Origin of the sequence: Nocardiopsis eucommiae (assembly GCF_965344335.1) — a bacterium.
Lineage (GTDB): Bacteria > Actinomycetota > Actinomycetes > Streptosporangiales > Streptosporangiaceae > Nocardiopsis > Nocardiopsis eucommiae.
Genome location: NZ_CBDRIY010000022.1, coordinates 1 through 15,835 on the forward strand (window position 1 = coordinate 1; position 15,835 = coordinate 15,835).

The 15,835-nt window shown below is 70.9% G+C and carries 10 protein-coding genes; all 10 read left to right on the plus strand.

Annotated elements, in window-relative coordinates; all coding sequences use genetic code 11:
• Nucleotides 1-350: 350 nt before the first annotated feature.
• The 10 genes from ACRWK8_RS15625 to ACRWK8_RS15670 all read left to right on the plus strand — a co-directional run bounded on the left by ACRWK8_RS15625 (nt 351) and on the right by ACRWK8_RS15670 (nt 15,826).
• Entirely contained in the window at nt 351-3,056 is a 2,706-nt protein-coding gene (locus tag ACRWK8_RS15625; RefSeq protein ID WP_378741009.1) for a putative bifunctional diguanylate cyclase/phosphodiesterase, read from the plus strand.
• Between the two features lie 82 nt (nt 3,057-3,138).
• Nucleotides 3,139-4,032 carry a hypothetical protein gene (locus tag ACRWK8_RS15630; RefSeq protein WP_431871136.1) on the plus strand — a complete coding sequence of 298 codons (894 nt, stop codon included), beginning with the start codon at nt 3,139-3,141 and terminating at the stop codon, nt 4,030-4,032.
• 385 nt (nt 4,033-4,417) lie between these two features.
• Nucleotides 4,418-6,178: an acetolactate synthase large subunit gene (locus ACRWK8_RS15635; protein ID WP_378741005.1), complete on the plus strand. Its 1,761-nt coding sequence runs from the start codon at nt 4,418-4,420 to the stop codon at nt 6,176-6,178.
• Between the two features lie 18 nt (nt 6,179-6,196).
• Nucleotides 6,197-6,721 carry an acetolactate synthase small subunit gene (ilvN, locus tag ACRWK8_RS15640; RefSeq protein WP_017547239.1) on the plus strand — a complete coding sequence of 175 codons (525 nt, stop codon included), beginning with the start codon at nt 6,197-6,199 and terminating at the stop codon, nt 6,719-6,721.
• Nucleotides 6,722-6,830: 109 nt separating this feature from the next.
• A complete protein-coding gene (gene ilvC, locus ACRWK8_RS15645) occupies nt 6,831-7,826 on the plus strand; it encodes a ketol-acid reductoisomerase (protein WP_378741002.1) in 996 nt (331 codons plus the stop codon).
• 400 nt (nt 7,827-8,226) lie between these two features.
• Complete coding sequence (serA, locus tag ACRWK8_RS15650; RefSeq protein WP_378741000.1) at nt 8,227-9,816, plus strand: phosphoglycerate dehydrogenase; 1,590 nt, start codon at nt 8,227-8,229, stop codon at nt 9,814-9,816.
• A 331-nt stretch (nt 9,817-10,147) separates the two neighbouring features.
• The gene (locus ACRWK8_RS15655) at nt 10,148-10,525 is read left to right on the plus strand and encodes a hypothetical protein (RefSeq protein WP_378740998.1); all 378 of its coding nucleotides are present in this window, start codon (nt 10,148-10,150) and stop codon (nt 10,523-10,525) included.
• On the plus strand, nt 10,522-12,375 hold the full coding sequence (locus ACRWK8_RS15660; RefSeq protein WP_431871140.1) for a glycosyltransferase: 1,854 nt from the start codon (nt 10,522-10,524) through the stop codon (nt 12,373-12,375). Before ACRWK8_RS15655 ends, ACRWK8_RS15660 begins: the two co-directional genes overlap by 4 nt.
• On the plus strand, nt 12,372-14,213 hold the full coding sequence (locus ACRWK8_RS15665) for a glycosyltransferase family 2 protein (RefSeq protein ID WP_431871142.1): 1,842 nt from the start codon (nt 12,372-12,374) through the stop codon (nt 14,211-14,213). Before ACRWK8_RS15660 ends, ACRWK8_RS15665 begins: the two co-directional genes overlap by 4 nt.
• A complete protein-coding gene (locus ACRWK8_RS15670) occupies nt 14,210-15,826 on the plus strand; it encodes a glycosyltransferase family A protein (RefSeq protein ID WP_357768543.1) in 1,617 nt (538 codons plus the stop codon). Before ACRWK8_RS15665 ends, ACRWK8_RS15670 begins: the two co-directional genes overlap by 4 nt.
• Nucleotides 15,827-15,835 lie beyond the last annotated feature (9 nt).

Genomic DNA, 15,835 nt, shown 5'->3' on the forward strand with positions numbered 1-15,835 from the left:
CCCCCCCCCCCCCCCCCCCCCCCCCCCCGACGTCACTTTGGGGGAGGGGAGCACCCGGGGTGGCGCTCACTCACGGTGACGGTTCTGTCGTCATCTCTCGTCCGCTCCTCAATCGCTGTGTGACCTTGGTTGCGTAGGGTGTCCACGCACGGGGGTGAGTCCGGCCCGCCGGTTCCACCCCGCCGCCGTTCGTCCCGGGCCCGAGAGAACTCCGGGCGGCAACCAGTGGTGCGGCACGGTGCCGCGTCCTGACGCGAGTGATCACGAGGTGGGTGCTCCATGTTCGAGGAGAGAGCGCGACGGCGGCCGTGGGCCGCCCGGGTCGCCGCGCACCCGCTGGGGGGCCGGTGATGGGAACCAGGGCACGCCGCCTGGGACTGTACGGGTTGGGCGCGCTTTTCCTGCTCTACCTCGCCGCGACCTTCGTACCGGCGGGAGACGCCACGCTGGCCGCCTCCCTGGGGCAGTGGCCCACCGCCGTGGTGGCCGGTGTCGCGGGTGGCTCCCTGCTCTACGCCTCGCGGCGCTGGGCGCGGACCGGCGCGGACCGGGACGCCCACGTGGACGGGGCCGACGGGCCCGCGGCCCTGCGCTTCCTCGGACTGGCCGCGCTGTCCTGGTGCGCGGGTGGTCTCACTCACGCCATCACGCGCTCCTTCAGCGGTGCGTCGGTCCTCTCGCTCACGCTGGGTGACCTCTTCGCGCTCGCGGCGCTGCCACTCTTCGTGATCGGGTTCACCCGGTTCGCTCCCTGGCCGGGCGGCCTGCGTACGGCCGTGCGGCACATCACCGACAGCTACGTGTGCGCCGCCGCCGTCTTCTCCGTGGTGTGGATCCTGCTGTTCTCCCCGCTCTACGAGGAGCTGGGCGAGGGGGCCGGGTTCCTCGGCTTCGCGCTGGTCTACCCGGTCGCGGACATCGTGGTGCTGTGCCTGCTCATACCGCTGGTGTTCATGTCGCCGCACAGCACCCGGCGCGCGGTGCTGGTGGCGATCGGCGCGCTCGTCGTCATCGCCGCCTCGGACATGGTCGGCGCGGTCACGCGTCTGACCGGCCCCCCGGTGGCGGGCGGCGTCGAGCAGCCCGTGCGCTTCCTCGGCTTCGCCCTCCTGGGCGCGCTGCCGTGGCTGGTGGAGCACCGGCCGGGCGCCGCTCCCCGGAGGATCACCGGCCGGGGGCTGTACCGGTTCGCGCCGGAGATCGCCGCCGTGGGCTCGGTGTTCCTGGCCACGGTGGTGCTGACCGTCGCCGCGCTGCGCCTGCCGGACGTGGCGCCCGTGCTGCCGTTGGCGGCGGGCACCGCGGTGCTGGTCCTGCTGCTGCGGGTCGTCGGGATGCTGGAGGAGAACTCCACGCTCGCCCGCATGGTCCGCAACCGCGAGGGGCACTTCAACGAACTGGCCCGCAACAGCGGTGACGTCATCCTGGTCCTGGACCGCGACGGCGGCGTCCACTACATGAGTCCCGGCACGGCCGAGGCGTTCGGCTACCGGCTGGACGACGTCCTCGCCGCTCCGGTGACCACCCTCATCCACCCCGAGGACCTGGCGCGGACCAAGGCCGTCACGAAGCTGTTCACCGAGCGGGCCAGCCAGGGCGTGCACCTGCGTCTGCGGGTGCGCGCGGCGGACGGCACCTGGCGGCACACCTCCTCGACCATCTCCCTGTACGAGCAGCCGGGCGAGCCCGACCGTCTGCTGGTCACGACCAGCGACATCAGCGCCCAGGTCGCCCTTCAGGACGAGGTCCAGCACCTGACCTTCCACGACGGCGTCACGGGTCTGCCCAACCGCGCCTACCTGGAGGAGCGAGCCAGCGACGTGCTGGCGCACCGGGCGATGAGCGAGGACGCCACGGGGGACGTCGCGGTCATCTTCCTGGACCTGGACGGGTTCACGGCGGTCAACGACTCGGCCGGACACGTGCGCGGCGACCACATGCTGGGACAGGCCGCCCGCCGTCTCCGGGGCGAGCTGGGCACCGACGCCACGCTGGCCCGCTGGGGCGGCGACGAGTTCGCGGTCCTGGTGGAGGACGTGCCGGAGGCGCAGCGGGTGGTCGACCTCGCCGAGCGGCTGGGCCGGGTGATCGCCTCCGAGCCCTTCCAGGTGGCGGACCGGGACATCCTGCTCACCGCCAGCATCGGCGTGGCCTTCGTGGACGCGGCCACGGACAGCGGTGAGCTGCTGCGCAACGCCGACGTCGCGATGACCCGGGCCAAGGAGCGCGGGGCCGGGAACGTGGAGGTCTACGCCGCCCACATGCACGACATGGTCGTGTCCCGGCTGGAGCTCCAGATCCGGCTGCGGCAGGCCCTGGCCAACAGCGAGTTCTTCCTGGAGTACCAGCCGGTCGTGGACCTGGGCACGTCGCAGGTGAACGCGGTGGAGGCGCTGGTGCGCTGGGACCGCGACGGTGAGGCGCTGGGCCCGGCCGAGTTCCTGGGCGCCGCCGAGGAGTCGGGCCTGATCGTTCCCCTCGGGGAGTGGATACTGCGGGAGGCCTGCGAGAAGGTCGCCGTGTGGCGGGTCTCCGACTGGGACATCGGCCTGTCCGTGAACCTGTCCGTGAAGCAGGTGCTGTCCCCGAGGTTCGTGGAGACGATCGAGGGGGTGCTGGCCGAGACCGGTCTGCCCGCCGAGGTGCTCACCCTGGAGGTGGACGAGGAGGTCCTCCTCGACGACGAGGACGACGCCGTCGCGCGCCTGGGCGAACTCCGCGAGCTCGGCGTGCGCCTGGCCATCGACGACTACGGCATGGGGTACGCCTCCCTGGCGCACCTGCGTGAGCTGAGCGTGGACGCGATCAAGATCGACCCGTCCTTCATCGCGGACCTGGGCCGCGACGACACGGTCACCCTGCTCACGCACACGATCATCCAGCTCGGCCGCGACCTGGGCGTCCAGGTGGTCGCGGAGGGTATCGAGCGTCCCGAGCAGCTGGAACAGCTGCGGGTGATGGGCTGCGATCACGGCCAGGGGTTCCTGGTCGCCCGCCCCATGGCCGCGAGCGGGGTGGAGGCCCTGGTGGGCGGAGAGGCCGGGGTGCACCTGTAGTCCGGACCGGGCACCGTGGGACCAACCCGGACGTAGCGGAGTTCGCCTGCCAAGACCTGGGCAGGCCCGCTACTTTGCCGACATGCCCTCTCATCAGCACGAGTTCCCCCTCGACCTGATCCGTCATGATCCCGGGTCAGCGGTGGAGCTGCTCCAGGAGATCACCGGCAAGCCGCTGCCGGAGTTCACCAGGGTCCGATGCGACGCCTCCGAGGCGACGAGCACGGCTCTGACTCACCTGACCGCGGACTCCGTGGTGGTCTGCGAACGGTCGCCCTACCCTCACGAGAAGGGGGCGGACCCGGTCCCCGTCCTCGCGATCATCATCGAGCCCCAGAACGGTAGGGACGACCGCAAGCTCTTCAGCTGGCCCGCCTACGTGGCCTACACCCGTCTGCGCCTGAAGTGCCCGGTGGTACTCCTGGTGCTCACGCCGACGTCGGCACTGGCCGACCGCTACTCCACCCCCATCGACCTGGGGTGCGGGGAGATCCGGCCCTTGGTGCTGGCGTTGGACACCCTCACACCCGTCACCGACGAGGAGATCGCGGCTGACCGGCCGGTGCTGACGGTCCTGGCCATCGCCAACAACCCGACCGAGGACGAGGCGGCGCTGAAGGCACTGCTCGCAGCCCTGGCGAGCCTCGATGGATCGTCCTCGTCCTTGTACTCTGACTATGTGATCGCGGCCCTGTCCGCCACGGCTCTGGGATCATTGGAGAAGCTCATGAAGCTGAAGGACTACGAGTTCAGGACCGAGATGATCGGCCGCCCCTACCGTGAGGGTCAGGCCAAGGGGCGTATCGAGGCCCTGTTCACGATTCTTGAGGCCAGGGGGATCACGTTGTCCGAGGCGGAGCGGGAGCGGGTCGCCGCCACGACCGACCTTGACACTCTGGACGCCCTGGTACGCCGGGCCGCGCGCGCCGAGCGGACCGAGGATCTCTTCGAGGGCGAGCCCGAGTTGGGACGTTAAGTCCGGCTTACGACAGAAGTTTCGAGCCCCTGTCGCGTGTTCTGCGTTACACGCGACAGGGGCTTCGTCGTCGTTCGCGCAGGTCAGGGCGGTGGCGGCAGTGCGCACTCGGCCGCATTCTGACATTTCTGTATCACATAGTGAGACAAACTTCAGTTCTGGTTGACGCGCGACCTCTCCGTCGGCCAATGTTGTCAACGTGCAGAACAACTCCCTGATTCTCGTACTTGGTCGGCGCGCAGCCCACTGAGCTACTTCTGCTGCGCGCCACCCTCGACCGCCACCCGGCGGTGGGGGTTTTTTTATTGCCGCACCAGGCCGAGAACCAGAACCACCACCGCCAGAGCCGCAGTACCGCTCTGGACCCTCGCTGAAGGATCTTGAGATGACCGAGCAGATGACCGGCGCCCAATCGCTGATCAGGTCGCTGGAGCACGTCGGCGTTGACACTGTCTTCGGGATTCCCGGCGGCGCCATCCTCCCCGCGTACGACCCCCTCTACGACTCGGTGAAGGTGCGCCACATCCTGATGCGCCACGAGCAGGGAGCCGGGCACGCGGCCGAGGGCTACGCCTACGCCACCGGCCGACCCGGGGTGTGCATGGCCACCAGTGGACCCGGGGCCACCAACCTCGTCACCCCGCTGGCCGACGCCCACATGGACTCGGTCCCGATGGTCGCCATCACCGGCCAGGTCGCGTCACCGATGATCGGCACCGACGCGTTCCAGGAAGCCGACATCTGCGGCATCACCATGCCGATCACCAAGCACAACTTCCTGGTCAAGGACGTCCGCGACATCCCCCGTACCATCGCGGAGGCCTTCCACATCGCCTCCAGCGGCCGCCCCGGCCCGGTGCTCGTCGACATCTCCAAGGACGCCCTCCAGAACAGCACCGACTTCGTCTGGCCCGAGCGCCTGGACCTGCCCGGCTACCGCCCGGTCACCAAGCCGCACGGCAAGCAGGTCCGCGAGGCGGCCCGCCTGATCGCGGACGCCAGGCGCCCGGTCCTCTACGTCGGCGGCGGGGTCCTGCGCGCCGGCGCCTCCGCCGAGCTGCGCGTCCTCGCGGAACTCACCGGTGTCCCCGTCGTCACCACGCTGATGGCGCGGGGCGTCTTCCCCGACAGCCACCCGCTGAACGTCGGCATGCCCGGCATGCACGGCGACGTCGCCGCCGTCGGCGCCCTCCAGAAGGCCGACCTCATCGTCGCCCTCGGCGCGCGTTTCGACGACCGCGTCACCGGCCGTCTGGACAGCTTCGCCCCCGACGCGAAGATCGTCCACGCCGACATCGACCCGGCCGAGATCTCCAAGAACCGCCACGCGGACGTGCCCATCGTCGGCGACTGCCGGGAGGTCCTCGCGGACCTGGTCGTGGCGGTCCGCGCCGACCAGGAGAAGGGCCGTCAGGGCGAGTACGAGGCCTGGTGGGACCGGCTCAACAAGCTCCGCACCACCTACCCCAAGGGCTTCGACGCCCCCGACGACGGCACCCTGTCACCGCAGGCGGTCATCCAGCGCCTCGGCCAGGTCGTCGGCCCCGAGGCCACCTACGTGGCGGGCGTCGGCCAGCACCAGATGTGGGCCGCGCAGTTCGTCGACTACGAGCGCCCCGGCTCCTTCGTCAACTCCGGCGGCCTCGGCACCATGGGCTTCTCCGTCCCGGCCGCCCTGGGCGCGAAGGTCGGGGACCCCGACCGCGTGGTCTGGTCGGTGGACGGCGACGGCTGCTTCCAGATGACCAACCAGGAGCTGGCCACCTGCGCGATCGAGGGCATCCCGATCAAGGTCGCCGTGGTCAACAACGGCAACCTGGGCATGGTGCGCCAGTGGCAGACCCTCTTCTACGAGGGCCGCTACTCCAACACCAACCTCCAGACCTCCCCGCTGGACGAGAAGGTCCGCATCCCGGACTTCGTCCGCCTGGCGGAGGCCTACGGCTGCGTCGGCCTGCGGTGCGAGACCCCCGCGGACATCGACGCGACCATCGAGAAGGCCATGGCGATCAACGACCGCCCCGTCGTCGTCGACTTCACCGTGAACCACGACGCCATGGTCTGGCCCATGGTCGGCCCCGGCGTCAGCAACGACAACATCCAGTACGCGCGCGACATGGCGCCCAACTGGGAACACCAGGACTAGGAGTAGGGCCGAACCACCATGAGCCGTCACACGCTTTCCGTTCTGGTCGAGGACACCCCGGGCATCCTGGCCCGGGCCTCCGCCCTCTTCTCCCGTCGTGGGTTCAACATCGACTCACTCAGTGTCAGCACCACTGAGTACACCGGACTGTCCCGGATGACGATCGCGGTCAACTGCGACCTCCACCCTTTGGAGCAGGTGACCAAACAGCTCAACAAGCTGGTCAACGTCGTCAAGATCGTGGAGATGGACACCACCGCGTCGGTGCAGCGCGAGCTGCTCCTGGTCAAGGTCAAGGCCGACGCGTCGAGCCGCACCCATGTGCTTCAGACGGCCGAGCTGTTCCGCGCGCACGTCGTGGACGTCAGCCCGGACGTCGTCGTCATCGAGGCCACCGGCGACCCCGAGAAGCTCGATGCCCTGGTCAGGAACCTGGAACCCTTCGGGATCCGGGAACTGGTGAAGTCAGGGCTGGTCGCCCTGGGGCGGGGCCCCCGTTCGATCACCGACCGCTCCCTGCGGGCGGTCGACCGCAGCGCCTGAGCCGTCACCGGCGAAACGGCACCCGGCGGAGCTCGAACTGAGAGGCTGTCCGGACACGGCCGGACGGCACCCCGCCCCCACGTACGTGAGAAACAAGGAGTAACCCCAAGTGGCAGCACAGATGTACTACGACGACGCCGCCGACCTCGCGCTCATCCAGAGCAGGAAGGTCGCCGTGATCGGTTACGGCAGCCAGGGCCACGCCCACGCGCTGTCGCTCCGTGACTCGGGTGTCGACGTCCGGGTCGGTCTGGCCGAGGGCTCGAAGAGCCGCGCCAAGGCCGAGGAGGAGGGCCTGCGGGTCGTCACTCCCGCCGAGGCCACCCGCGAGGCCGACGTGATCATGATCCTGGTCCCGGACCACATCCACCGTGACCTGTACGCCCAGGAGATCGCGCCCAACCTGGAGGCGGGCAACGCCCTCTTCTTCGGGCACGGCTTCAGCATCCGCTACGGCCTCATCGAGGCCCCCGAGGGCGTCGACGTCGCCATGGTCGCTCCCAAGGGCCCGGGCCACCTGGTCCGCCGCCAGTACGAGGCCGGGCGCGGCGTGCCCTGCCTGGTCGCGGTCGAGAAGGACGCCAGCGGACAGGCCTGGGACCTGGCCCTGTCGTGGGCCAAGGGCATCGGCGGCACCAAGGCGGGCGTCATCAGGACGACCTTCACCGAGGAGACCGAGACCGACCTCTTCGGTGAGCAGGCCGTCCTGTGCGGTGGCACCGAGGAGCTGGTCAAGGCCGGTTTCTCCACCCTGGTCGAGGCGGGCTACCAGCCGGAGATCGCCTACTTCGAGTGCCTGCACGAGCTCAAGCTCATCGTCGACCTCATGTACGAGGGCGGCATCTCCAAGATGAACTGGTCCGTGTCGGACAACGCGGAGTACGGCGGCTACACCCGCGGCCCGCGCCTCGTCACCGAGCAGACGCGCGAGGAGATGCGCAGGATCCTGGGCGAGATCCAGGACGGCTCCTACGCCAAGGAGCTCATGGACGAGTTCGACGCCGGTCAGCCGACGTTCTCCAAGCGCCGTGAGGCCGAGCAGAACGAGCAGATCGAGAAGGTGGGCGCCGAGCTGCGTCCGCTGATGAGCTGGCTCAAGGCCTAGGGAGTTCTTTGTGGATGCTTTCGCCGGTGGCGGCGGAGCCGCCGTCGATGCGAGCGGCCGCCAGGCCATCTCTCGCAAGACGAGGAGCGAGAGGCAGCCCGGGGTTGGCTGTCCGAGCTTCGTCGGCGCGGTGAGAGGCAGCCTGGCAACGCGAGCGCGGAATGATCCACAAAACACGACCTAGCAGCGACGTCGTTTCTCGAACTCCCCACCGGGGCGGGGCGGGTGCTCCGCCCCGGTGGCGTTCGCGAGGGAGGGTGACTCTTCTTTCGTCGGAGGTCCCCCCTCCGCCCGACGGGCTTCCCTACCCCGCTAGTAGACTTTTGACCGGCCGTCACACCCGACTCGGGCAGCGCCTCCACCTGCGCGATCGGGTCGCACCACCCGAAAAGGAACCGTTGTGACCAAACCCGTCGTACTCGTCGCGGAAAAGCTTTCACCCGCCGGAATCGCGCTTCTCGAGGAAGACTTCGAAGTACGCCATGTGGACGGTGCCGACCGGTCCCAGCTGCTTCCCGCCCTTTCCGGCGTCGACGCCCTGATCGTGCGCAGCGCCACCCAGGTGGACGCCGAGGCCGTCGCCGCGGCCAACCGCCTCCAGGTCGTCGCCCGCGCGGGCGTGGGTCTGGACAACGTGGACGTGGACGCCGCCACCAAGGCCGGTGTCCTGGTGGTCAACGCCCCGACCTCCAACATCATCAGCGCCGCCGAGCAGGCCATCAACCTCCTGCTCGCCAGCGCCCGCCACACCGCCCCCGCCCACAACGCCCTCATCAACGGCGAGTGGAAGCGGTCCAAGTACACGGGTGTGGAGCTCTACGAGAAGGTCGTCGGCGTGGTCGGCCTCGGCCGGATCGGCGCCCTGGTCGCCCAGCGCCTCCTGGCCTTCGGCACCCGCGTCATCGCCTTCGACCCCTTCGTGCAGCCCGCCCGCGCCGCCCAGATCGGCGTGGAGATGGTCACCCTGGACGAGCTGCTGGAGCGCTCGGACTTCATCACCATCCACCTGCCCAAGAACAAGGACACGGTGGGCCTGATCGGTGACGAGGCGCTGAGCCGGGTCAAGCCCTCCGTGCGGATCATCAACGCCGCGCGCGGAGGCATCCTCGACGAGGAGGCCCTGTACCGCGCGCTCAAGGACGGCCGGGTGGCCGGTGCGGGCATCGACGTGTTCGCCAAGGAGCCCACCACGGACAGCCCGCTGTTCGAGTTCGAGAACGTCGTGGTCGCCCCGCACCTGGGCGCCAGCACCGCCGAGGCGCAGGAGAAGGCGGGCACGCAGGTGGCCCGCTCGGTGAAGCTGGCCCTGTCCGGCGAGTTCGTCCCGGACGCGGTGAACGTGCAGGGCACCGGGGTCGCGGAGGAGATCAAGCCGGGTCTGCCGCTCACCGAGAAGCTCGGCCGGGTGTTCACCTCGCTGGCCGGTGCGCTCGCCGCGCGGATCGACGTCGAGGTGCGTGGCGAGATCGCCCAGCACGACGTCAAGGTCCTGGAGCTGGCCGCGCTCAAGGGCGTGTTCACCGACGTGGTCGAGGACACCGTGACCTTCGTGAACGCGCCGCTCCTCGCCAAGGAGCGCGGGGTCGAGGTCAACCTGGTCACCAGCGACGACAGCACCGACTGGCGCAACCTGATCTCCGTGCGCGGTGTGCTGGCAGACGGCACCCGGGTGTCGGTCTCGGGCACGCTGACCGGCCCGCGCCAGTCCGAGAAGCTGGTGGAGATCAACAACTACACGATGGAGATCGGCCTCGACGAGCACATGGTGTTCCTCTCCTACGAGGACCGCCCGGGGATCGTCGGCAAGGTCGGCGCGCTGCTCGGTGACGCGGAGGTCAACATCGCGGGCATGCAGGTCATCCGGGACCAGGAGGGCGGCAAGGCGCTGATCGCCCTCACCGTGGACTCCGCAGTGCCGGACGACATCCTGACCTCGATCTCCGCCGAGATCGACGCCGAGATCGCACGTCAGATCGATCTGGAGGACTGACGGCCCGAGTCGGTCCGAAAGGGACCGTCCCTCCCGGATATCGAAAATTCGACATCCGGTCGGGGTGGTCCCTTTTTCGTGTCACGAGAATGCGTCACAAATGAATCTTTGATATTCGATTCCCCTTTTCGGGCGTCCCTCCAAAATGTGCGTCAGGGATCGGTAAACAACCGGAGACACGCGCCTGCCTGGTTCTTCGCTTCCGTCGGTGCGGTGGAACTCTGTCCCCGAACCGGCCGTGTTCGGCATCCTCGGGAGTCGGTTCCCGGCCATCCGGTGTTCCGTGCGAATGGGGTGTGAATTGCGTATTCTGCGGCAGCGACGTGTTCTCGTGGCATTGGCCTCGATGGTCGTGGTCTCCGGGACCTTCGGATCACTGTTCCTCGCGGGGTGGGTCGATCTGTGGTCGGCCGTGGAGATCACCGCTCTCGCGGGGCTCTCCGGACTGGTCGCCCTGCTGGTTCTGCAGACGCGGCGCACGGCCGCGCAGATCAGACACCTGCGACGCGGCCTCGACCGCCAGGTGCGCGAGGTCGCGGAGATCGCGGGTGAGAACCGGGCCGAGATGTTCGGCCGCGCCGACGACCTGACCGACCGGTTGGACACGGTGGCCGAGTCGGTGGCCGACCTGCGCACGGAGATGAGCGGTCGGCTGTCCGAGGTCCAGGTCATCAAGGGCTCCACCGTGCACAGCCGGGTGGTCTCGTGAGGGAGGGGGCCCTGAACGAGGCCCTCCGTGGGCGTGGTCCGGGGCGCCTGGTGCTGTGCCACATCGGTGAGGGGACCGATCCCGGACCCGACGTACCCGGGGACGGGGTGGAGGTGGTCGACCTCCGGAAGGCGGACGGGCGCGAGTTCGACGGGCCGGTCGAACGCGTCGTGGTCCTCGCGGGCACCACGGCGGACCTGCGCGCGGCGGTCCCGCTGAGCGCGGGACTGCCCTCGGCTGCCGACCTGCGGGTGGTGGTCGCCGCCTCGGCCCGGCACACCGGGCCGCCCCTGCCCACCCCGCCTGGCCTGGGCCAGTGGGAGGGCCTGCTCCACTTCCAGGTGGGCCGTCTCCAGGGACGGGGCTGGTCGTGCTCGTTCGCCTTCACTGATCCGGTCGATTCGGGGGCTGTCCTGAGGGCGGTCGCGCAGGCGATGGTGGGTGGTCGGCGGGGCCAGGCCCCGCCGAGGAGGCAGGATCCGGACGTCGTTCCCGCCACGGTACCCACCTGGGCGGTTCTGGGCCGTCCCGGCGCGCTGTCGGCCCGTCCTGCGCTCCGCGAACTGTCGGTGGAGGACGTTCCGGTGGTGGACGAGCGGGTGGTGAACCCGATGGGCTTCAGGCGTGGTTCCACCCCGCGTGTGGGCCGGTTGGTCTCGCGTGGTGGGCGTTGGGTGCTGGTCGCGGGGAACGGTGTGCGTTGGCGGGTGCCGGAGGACGGCGCCGTGTCGGACGTGGACGTGGCGGGTCTGCGCGATCTGCGCGCTGTGCGGGTGGAGTGGGGCCGCCACAGTGGCCCGTTGGCGGCGGTGCGGGCGGTGGCAGGGCTCGCCGCCGCGGGGATTCCGCTGGTGAGCGGCCCGGTGCCCGGATGGGCGCGGTGCCTGGGTGGGGAACTGTCGGATCTCGTCACCTCCGTGGAGGAACGGCTGATGGTGGACCCGCAGTCGCGTGAGGAGCACAGCGTCCGGTTGCGGCGTGCGGCCCTGCGCCTCCATGGTGCGCACGGTCGGGCCCGGCTCCTCGCGGACGCGGGAGGTCCTCCGGTTCCGGCGGAGCCCTCGGTGTCGGTGGTGCTGTGTACGCGGCGTCCCGAGATGGTCCGGTTCGCGTTGCGGCAGGTGGCCCGCCAGCGGGGCGTGGACGTGGAGGTCGTGCTGGCCCTGCACGGGTTCTCGGCGGAGGCTCCCGGGGTCGCGGCCGCGATCGCGGAGTTCCGGCGGGGCGGCCGTTCGGCCGTGGTCTGGGAGCTGCCGGAGGACCTGGTCTTCGGCTCGGTGCTGAACGGTGCGATCGCGCGGGCCAGCGGAACCCTGGTGGCGAAGATGGACGACGACGACTGGTACGGGCCCGAGCACCTGTCCGACCTCGTGCTGGCCCGCCGCTACTCGGGGGCCGACCTCGTCGGGAGCATCGTCTCCTTCGTCTACCTGGAATCCCTCGACCGCACGGTGCGTCTGGCCGGGAAGACCGACACCCTGTGGCACCGGGCGGCCGGAGGCACCCTGATGACGGACCGCAGGACGCTGGAGGAGGCGGGCGGGTTCGCCCGGGTGTCGACCGCCGAGGACACGCACCTGCTGGCGGCGATCGAGCGGATGGGGGCCCGCATCCACCGGGGGCACGGCTGCAACTACGTCCTGCGGCGCAAGGCGGGCGGCCACACCTGGGGTGTCGGCGCTGGTTACTTCCTGCGGCTGTGCGGTGAACAGCAGCTTCCTGGGTGGCGGCCCAGCGCCCTTCTGGAGCCCGATCCGGAGGACCTGCCGACCACCGTGCTGGCCGGGACCTGGACGGATCTGGCCGAGGCGGAGGAGGAGCGGATCCGCTTCGCGGGGGCGACCCGGTGATCGAGGCACTGTTGACCCGCGCGCGGCGGGCGCACGGGGCGCGGAGAGTCCTGGTCGCCCACACCGGCCCGGGTGCCGCCGCGACCGCCACGGCGCTGGTGGGCGAGTCCGGGAGCCGACTCGTCGACCTGGGGCGGGGCCGGGGCGGAACGGGCGGACGGGCGAAGCGCCCGGTCGACCTGCTCGTCCTCGTCGCCGTGACCGCCGCCGACCTGCGCGCCGCCGTCCCGCGCGCCGAGCGGCTCCCCGACGCGACCGGGTTCGGTATCGCGGTCCGGAGCACGGCACCGCGCCAGTCACCGCCGCTGCCCTCCCCGCCGGGGCTCGGGCAGTGGGCCGGTCTGCTGTACTCGCGGACACGACGACTGCCGGACGAGGGCTGGCTGTGGGAGTTCTCCTTCGCCGACCCGGTCGAGGCGGCACTGGTGCTGGACGCCGTCGCCCGGGGACTGACGGGGGGCAGGCGGGGGCCCGGCTGGGCCGCGCCGCCCAGCGCTCGGAACCGGGTGGTGACCGACCCTTCCTGGCTGCACCTGGGCGGCCGGGGGGCGGTGGCCCGGGCGGCCGGGACCGCCCGCCTGTCGGTGGGGGACGTTCCGGTGGTGGACGAGCGGGTGGTGAACCCGAGGGGTTTCAGCCGGACGTCGACGCCTCGTGTGGGCCGGTTGGTCTCGCGTGGTGGGCGTTGGGTGCTGGTCGCGGGGAACGGTGTGCGTTGGCGGGTGCCGGAGGACGGCGCCGTGTCGGACCTGGACGTCGCGGAGCTGCGTGACCTGCGTGCGGTGCGGGTGGAGTGGGGTCGCCACAGCGGCCCGTTGGCGGCGGTGCGGGCGGTGGCCGGGCTCGCCGCCGCGGGCGTACCCCTCCTGGGCTCCCGCCCGCCGCTCTGGGCGCGCCCGCTGGGGAAGGAGCTGCACGACCTCCTCGCGAACGCGCCCGAGGAGGGGCTCGCGGACGAACTCGTCCGCGAGGAGCACAGCGTCCGGTTGCGGCGCGCGGCCCTGCGCCTCCATGGTGCCCACGGTCGGGCCCGGCTCCTCGCGGAGGCGGGCGGCCCGGTGGCTCCGCCGGAGCCCTCGGTGTCGGTGGTGCTGTGCACGCGGCGTCCCGAGATGGTCGGGTTCGCGTTGCGGCAGGTGGCCCGCCAACGGGGCGTGGACGTGGAGGTCGTGCTGGCCCTGCACGGCTTCGCGGTGGACGCTCCCGGGGTCGCGGCCGCGATCGCGGAGTACCGGAGGGGCGGCCGATCCCTGCTGGTCTGGGAGCCGCCGGGCGACCTGGTCTTCGGTTCGGTGCTGAACGGCGCGATCGCGCGGGCCAGCGGAACCCTGGTGGCGAAGATGGACGACGACGACTGGTACGGGCCCGATCACCTCTCCGACCTCGTGCTGGCCCGCCGCTACTCCGGTGCCGAACTCGTGGGGTGCGCGGCGGAGTTCCACCACCTGGAGCACCTCGGCCTGACCGTGCGGCGTCTGGTCCCGTCCGAGGTCTTCGCCCAGCACGTCACCGGCGCCTCGATCCTCACCGACCGCACGACCCTGGAGGAGGTGGGCGGTTTCCGGCCCCTCCGGGTCGACGAGGACGCCGGGCTCCTCGACGACGTGCGGGACGCGGGCGGTTCCACCTACCGCATCCACGGTCTGGGATGCGTGATCCGGCGCAGGGGAACCGGCCACACCTGGAGTGAGACCTCCGGCTACTTCCTGCGCGAACCCCTGCGCCAGTGGCGCGGTTGGCGCCCCAGCGCACTGCTGGAGTCCAGCCCGGAGGACGCCCCGGCACCGACGACCGAGACGACCACACCCGACTCTCCGACAGCTGGGAGTGACCGATGACGCTTGTGCAGGGCGGTCCGGCGGAGGCGCCGCCGACACTCCGTCCGTTCGTCCGCCGCAACGACTACTCGGTACTGGAACCGCCGTCCCTGGGGGAGTGGGAGCCCACTCTGTCGGTGTGCGTGGTCGTCCCGGCGTACGGCGGGCAGGAGAAGCTCGACCTGACCCTGGCGTCGATGGCCGCGCAGAGCTATCCGCCCGCCCTGACGGAGGTCGTGGTGGTGGACGACGGCAGCGATCCCGCGTTGCGTCTGCCGCCGATCCGCCCCGAGCACACCCGGATCGTGCCCAACGAGCCCGGCGGGTGGGCGCGGGGGCACGCGCTGAACACGGGCGCGGCCTCCACCGACGCGGACGTGCTGTTGTTCTTCGACGCGGACATGATCGCGTTCCGCGAGCACCTCGAGGCGCAGATGCGCTGGCACCACCTGGCCGACTACGTCGCGGTCACCGGGCATCTGCGCTGTGTCGACCACGTGCCCGGGGCCCTGTTCCCGGCGGCCGTCCTCGACGCGGTGCGCCGGGGCGATCCCGAGGCGCTGGTGGCCGGCCCGGGTGAGGAACTGCGCTGGCTGCGGCGCGCCTACAAGCGTACGAAGTTCCTGCGCGAGGTCGGCCACCAGGGCTTCCACTACTTCATCGGTGGGACCGGGTCCGTGCGGCGCGCCTTCTTCGAGGAGTCGGGCGGGGCCGCGTCCGCGCTCGTCCTGGGAGAGGACACCCACCTCGGATACCGGTTCGCCCAGAACGGGGCGGTCTTCGTCCCCGAACCGGAGGCCGGGAGCTGGCATCTGGGACTCCCGCAGATGGAGACCCGCAGGGAGGAGGGCGGCCGGTTCCGTCGCCCCTTCGTCGGCAACCGGCTCCCCCTCGCCGAGGAGCGTCGTGCCCTGACCGGACGCCAGTGGGAGGTGCCGCTGGTCGACGCGGTGGTCGACACCGTGGGGGCGGGGTTCGACGAGGTCGCGGAGACGGTGGACGCGCTGCTGGCCGGTGAGGTGGCCGACGTCCGCGTCACGTTGGTGGGTGAGTGGGAGCGGGTGACCCCGGGACGGCACCGGGTTCTGGACGACCCGGACCTGGACGTGCGCCTGCTCCACGAGCACTACCGGTGTGAACCGAGGGTGCGACTGGCCGAGTCGGAGCCGACGACCGACCCCGACGTCCCCTTCGTGCTGCGGGCCCTGCCCGGGCAGCCCCTGACCCCGCACGCACTGAAACACATGATCGGCCTGGCCGAGGAGACCCACGCGGGGCTCGTGCGCGCCACGGGACCCGACGACGACCTGGGCGGACCCCGGCTGGAACGCGTGGCGGCCCTCGCCCGAGCGCGGAGGCTGCGGGTGGCGGGGGAGGACCTGGACGACCTGCTGGACCGGGTGGCCGGAGTGCACTGGATCGACGGCGACGCGGTGCTGTCCACGCAGCGGGAACCGGAGGGGGCACGCCCCGCGAAGGCGGTGGCGGAACCGCCGGGGGATTGGCGGGAGCGGCTGGAGGAGGCCCGGGCACGGGCGGAGTCGGAGCGGCTCCGAGCCGAGCGCCTGGAGGGTCGGTTCCGCTGGTTGACCAGGAGCCGAACCGGTCGGCTCCTGTACCGGATCATCGGTTGAGGACGTGGG

Excerpts from the sequence above, each read along its gene's own strand:
- ACRWK8_RS15625 (WP_378741009.1), top strand. The coding sequence starts at position 351 with ATGGGAACCAGGGCACGCCGCCTGGGACTGTACGGGTTGGGCGCGCTT.
- ACRWK8_RS15630 (WP_431871136.1), top strand. The coding sequence starts at position 3,139 with ATGCCCTCTCATCAGCACGAGTTCCCCCTCGACCTGATCCGTCATGAT.
- ACRWK8_RS15635 (WP_378741005.1), top strand. The coding sequence starts at position 4,418 with ATGACCGAGCAGATGACCGGCGCCCAATCGCTGATCAGGTCGCTGGAG.
- ilvN (WP_017547239.1), top strand. The coding sequence starts at position 6,197 with ATGAGCCGTCACACGCTTTCCGTTCTGGTCGAGGACACCCCGGGCATC.
- ACRWK8_RS15670 (WP_357768543.1), top strand. The coding sequence starts at position 14,210 with ATGACGCTTGTGCAGGGCGGTCCGGCGGAGGCGCCGCCGACACTCCGT.